Origin of the sequence: Frankia canadensis (assembly GCF_900197875.1) — a bacterium.
Lineage (GTDB): Bacteria > Actinomycetota > Actinomycetes > Frankiales > Frankiaceae > Frankia > Frankia canadensis.
Window position 1 is genome coordinate 1 of record NZ_FZMO01000284.1, and the last position, 4,547, is coordinate 4,547.

Consider the following 4,547-nt stretch of genomic DNA (forward strand, 5'->3'; position numbering starts at 1 on the left):
GGGGTGGCGGAGCGTGGCGAGGCGGGGGTGGCGAGTTCGGCGGCGCGCTGGTCGAGCAGGCGGGTGACGGCGGACGGCCAGGTGGGGCCGGCGACCTGGACGCCGTCGGCGAACCAGCCGAGCAGTGCCTCGGGGCCGGGACGGTTGGCCGGGTCCTTCGCCAGGCAGGAACGCAGCGTGTCGTGCAACGACGGCGGGACGCCGGTCAGGTCGGGTTCGCCGTGCACGACGCGGAAGAGCACGGCGGCGGGAGCGCCCCGGCCGAACGGGCCGCGTCCCGTCGCGGCGAAGACCAGGACGGCGGCGGCGGCGAACACGTCCGCGGCGGGGCCGGCCTCCAGGCCGCCGGCCTGCTCGGGGGACATGTACGCGGCGGTGCCGACGATGTCGCCGGAGCGGGTGAGTTCGGTGTGGTCGGTGGCGCGGGCGATGCCGAAGTCGATCAGGCGCGGGCCGTCGGCGGCGAGCAGGACGTTGCTGGGCTTGAGGTCGCGGTGCACGATGCCGACCCGGTGCACGGCGATGATCGCCTCCAGGATCCCGGCGGCGAGGCGGCGCAGCACCGGCTCGGCGAACGGGCCGGCCTGGGCGACCGCCTCGTGCAGGGACGGCCCGGCGACGTACTGGGTGGCCAGCCAGGGGACGGGGGCGTTGGGGTCGGCGTCCACGACGGGCGCGGTGAACGCCCCGCTGACCAGGCGCGCGGCGGCGACCTCCCGGCGGAACCGGTCCCGGAAGGTGGCGTCGCCGGCCAGCTCCGCGCGGATCAGCTTGACGGCGAGCAGCCGCCCGGACGGCGAGTACGCCAGATACACCCGGCCCATCCCACCCTCGCCGAGGCGAGCCCGCAGGGCGTAGGGGCCGACGGCGGCGGGGTCCGACGCTTCAAGATCCAGCATGACGCCTCGGTTCGGGCGTGGGGAGGTGGGGACGGGTCGCGACCGTCATGGATGCGCTCCGTCCTGCCGGCGGCGGGCCGCGGTGGGATGAGCGGCGCGAAGCTGGTGTGCCTCCGCGCACACTAGTACAAGAAGGCCAGGAATGGCCACTTTGGGTGGTCGTGTGGCTGCGGTGGAGATCCGGTGGGTGAGCAGGTCGACGCCCGCCGTGAACCAGTCACGACGACGGATGGACGGGCCGGGTGACTCGGAAAAGGAATGGTGGAAAGGTGACCGAGCCGGCCGGAGCGGAATAAGGGGTCGTCGCGCCAGAGCCTCCGGGATGGCTGGCGAAAGGCCATCAAGTTTAGCTCCATCGAACTACTTTACCCGTCATCTTTTCGCCGGGTAATCTCCTCGCTCACCGCCTCTGCGGCCGCTTCGGCGCCATTTCCGCAGGTGAACCGGTGCCGGCGGCGGTGACAGGGAGAGAGGAACCGGGGATGCCAGGGGATGCGCCGTCCGGCCGGGGAGACGAAGCTGGGTTACACGTGTACGGCGTGTCCGTGGCGTTCGGCTCGCTCCGTGCGGTAAGCAACGCCACGTTCTCGGTCGGGCCGGGGGAGGTCGCCGGTCTCATCGGCCCGAACGGCGCCGGCAAGACCACGGTCTTCAACGCGATCTGCAACTTCGTTCGCGTCTCGTCGGGATCCGTCCGCTGGAATGGCCATGACGTGCTCGGCGTCCGACCGCACCATCTTCGTGACCTGGGCATCGTCCGCACCCAGCAGGGCCTCGGCCTGTGGCCGGAACTCACCCCCGCGCAGAACGTCGCGATCGGCGGCACAGGCACCCGCCAGGTGGGCTGGCCGAGTGCGATCCTGGGCCTGCCCGGGGCCGCGCGAGGCCGCGCCGACCGCCTCCGCCACGCGCGCACCCTGCTCGACGACTGGGGCGTCGGATCGTATGCGGACACCCCCTGCGGCGCGCTGCCCTACGGCGTCCCGGGCGCAGGATCCGGTTACTGGTGAAGGACGACCAGTACAACCCGACGAACACCGCGACCCTGACCCGTCAGCTCGTGCTGCGCGACAACGTGCTGGCCGTGTTCGCCTCGGTGGGGACGGCGACGTCGCAGGCGGTGCAGCCGTTCCTGAACAGCCGCAAGGTGCCGCAGCTGTTCGTCACCTCCGGCTGCACCTGCTTCTACGAGCCGGCGAAGAACCCGTGGTCCGTCGGCTGGCTGCCGCCGTTGCGGGCCGAGGGCGAGGCGCTCGCCACCTACGTGAAGCAGACCTATCCCACCGCCAAGGTCGGGTACCTCAGCCAGGCCGACAGCTACGGGATGGGCGGCGTGCAGGGCGCGGACCAGGTGCTCGACAGGGCGCGCGTCGTCTCCCGGCAGACCTACAGCGTGTCGTCGCTGCCCTCGGGGCTCGGCAACCAGGTCGCCGCCCTCAAGGCGGCCGGCGCCTCGGTGGTGATGCTGACCAGCATCGCGGCGGGGACGGCCGCGGCGCTGCTCGCCGCCGACCAGATCGGCTACCACCCCACCTGGGTCGTCTCCACCGGCGGCTCCAGCCCCAGCGGCCTCACCCCGCTGCTGGCGAAGGCCCCCGGCGGCGCCGCCGCCCACCTGCGCGGGGTGGTGACGGAGACGTTCATGCCCGCCGCCGGCGAGACCACCAGCCCGTGGAACGCCTTCTTCACCTCGATCCTCGCGAAGTACGGCCACGGCGTGGCGCTGACCACCGTCACCGAGCAGGCCATGGCCCAGGCGGTGATGATGGTCGACCTGCTCGACGCCGCCGGCCCGCATCCGACCCGGGAGAACCTGATCTCCACCCTGACGGCGAAGGCGAACTCCTTTGTCGGCCCCTGGCTGAGCCCGCCGCGGTACAGCGCGACGGACTACTCCGGCCTGACCGGGATGCGGATCGCCGTCAACGACGGGCACAACCTGTTCGGCACCGGCCCGATCTACACGGTCGACGCCGCCGGACGGGTGACCCAGCGCCCCTACCAGGCGCCCGCGCCACCGTCGGGCTGACCTGCCGGGCGCCGTCATCGTTATCAGGCGCGACACGGTGCCGCTCGCCCCGCACACGCTTCCCCTCGGTGGGAAGGCGGGGCGACGCCAGCGGCGGAACCACTCCTGGATCGCGACCGAACACGCCTTCCACGTCGGTCGCGGCGAATCCGTCGCGGCCGGCGGCGGAAACCGGCAGTGTGGGCAGGGTCCCGGCGACGGCGCTGACGCCGGGCGGCCCGCCGGCCGCCACCTCCCACGCCCCGAGGAGCCCAGATGACCGACCTGCCCGCGTTCGCGTCCGGGCCGCTGCCGTCCGGGCCGCTGCCGTCCGGGGCGCTGTCGGGTGTGCGGATCGTCGACACCTCCGGCGTGGCCGCCGGACCGTTCGGGACGATGCTGCTCGCCGACCTCGGCGCCGACGTCATCAAGGTCGAGCGGCCCGGCCGCGGCGACGACTCGCGCCGCCTCGACGTCAACTACCGCGGCGGCGAGAGCGGCTACTACCTCGGCATCAACAAGAACAAGCGGTCCATCGCGCTGGACCTGGCCGACCCGGACGACAGGGGTGTCCTCGACGGGCTGCTCGCCCGCGCCGACGTGTTCGTCGAGTCCTTCCGCCCGGGGCGGGCGGACAAACTCGGGCTCGGCTTCGACGCGGTCCACGCCCGCCATCCCGCGCTCGTCTACTGCTCGGTCAAGGGGTACGGCCGGGTCGGCCCGTCGGCGGCGCTGCCCGGCTACGACCTGCTCGCGCAGGCGGTCGGCGGGCTGATGGACATCACGGGCGAGGCCGACGGCCCCCCGGCGCGCTCCGGGGCGCCGGTCGCCGACCTCGCCACCGGCATCTACGCGGCGCTGGGGATCCTCGCCGCGCTGCGCCACGCCGAGCGCACCGGCGAGGGCCAGCACCTGACGGTGTCGCTCGTCGGGTCGGCGCTGTCGCTGCTGGCCCCCTACACGGTCAGCGCCGCGTTCGGCACGCCGTTTCGCCGCTGCGGCAGCGCGCACAGCACCATCGCCCCCTACCAGGCCTTCCAGGGACGCGACGAGGCGTACTTCATCGTCGCCGCCGCGAACGACTCGCTGTGGTCGCGGCTGTGCGTGGCCATCGGGCTGGACCCGGACCGGCTCGACCCGCGTTTCGCCAGCAACGAGGGCCGGGCCCGCCACCGTGGCGAGGTCGAGGCCACGCTGCAGGCGGTGTTCTCGACCCGCGACGCCGACCACTGGGTGGGCGTGATCCGGGCGGCGGGCGTGCCGACGTGCCGCGTCGAGACGCTCGGCGAGGCGCTGGCGTCCGAGGAGTGGCGGGCCAACGGCTACCTCGCCGACGTGGCGCATCCGACCGCGGGCGAGGTGCCGGTGGTCGTCGCCCCCCTGCAACTGTCGCGGACGCCGGTGACCGTCCGCTCGTATCCGCCGCGGCTCGACGAACACGGCACGCAGATCCGCGGCGAGGCCGCCGCCTCCTCCGCGCCGGCCTTCGACGCCGGTGGTGGTACGGCCGGGTAGGCCGCCGCCGCGCGGGCCCTGGCCGGTTTGGGACCCGGGGCCGCGCGGTGATGCACAGGGACATGCCCGCTGATCCCGCTGACGCGTCCCGCCCCCGTCCCGTCGACCCTGGGGCCCCCGAAGGC

The 4,547-nt window shown here is 73.6% G+C and carries 4 protein-coding genes; 3 read left to right on the forward strand and 1 reads right to left on the reverse strand.

The window, feature by feature from the left end; all coding sequences use genetic code 11:
- The coding region (locus tag C1A33_RS20680) for a serine/threonine-protein kinase (RefSeq protein ID WP_133150757.1) at positions 1-899 on the reverse strand (899 nt) is incomplete at its 3' end.
- A 482-nt stretch (positions 900-1,381) separates the two neighbouring features.
- Between C1A33_RS20680 and C1A33_RS20685 the strand changes: the two genes are divergently transcribed.
- The 3 genes from C1A33_RS20685 (at position 1,382) to C1A33_RS20695 (ending at position 4,422) form a co-directional block, all read left to right on the forward strand.
- Positions 1,382-1,909: an ATP-binding cassette domain-containing protein gene (locus C1A33_RS20685; RefSeq protein WP_101833078.1), complete on the forward strand. Its 528-nt coding sequence runs from the start codon at positions 1,382-1,384 to the stop codon at positions 1,907-1,909.
- Entirely contained in the window at positions 1,906-2,928 is a 1,023-nt protein-coding gene (locus tag C1A33_RS20690) for an ABC transporter substrate-binding protein (protein ID WP_165818500.1), read from the forward strand. The genes C1A33_RS20685 and C1A33_RS20690 overlap by 4 nt, the downstream gene beginning before the upstream one ends.
- A gap of 255 nt (positions 2,929-3,183) precedes the next feature.
- Positions 3,184-4,422, forward strand: a complete 1,239-nt coding sequence (locus C1A33_RS20695) for a CaiB/BaiF CoA transferase family protein (protein WP_101833080.1) — start codon at positions 3,184-3,186, stop codon at positions 4,420-4,422.
- Positions 4,423-4,547 lie beyond the last annotated feature (125 nt).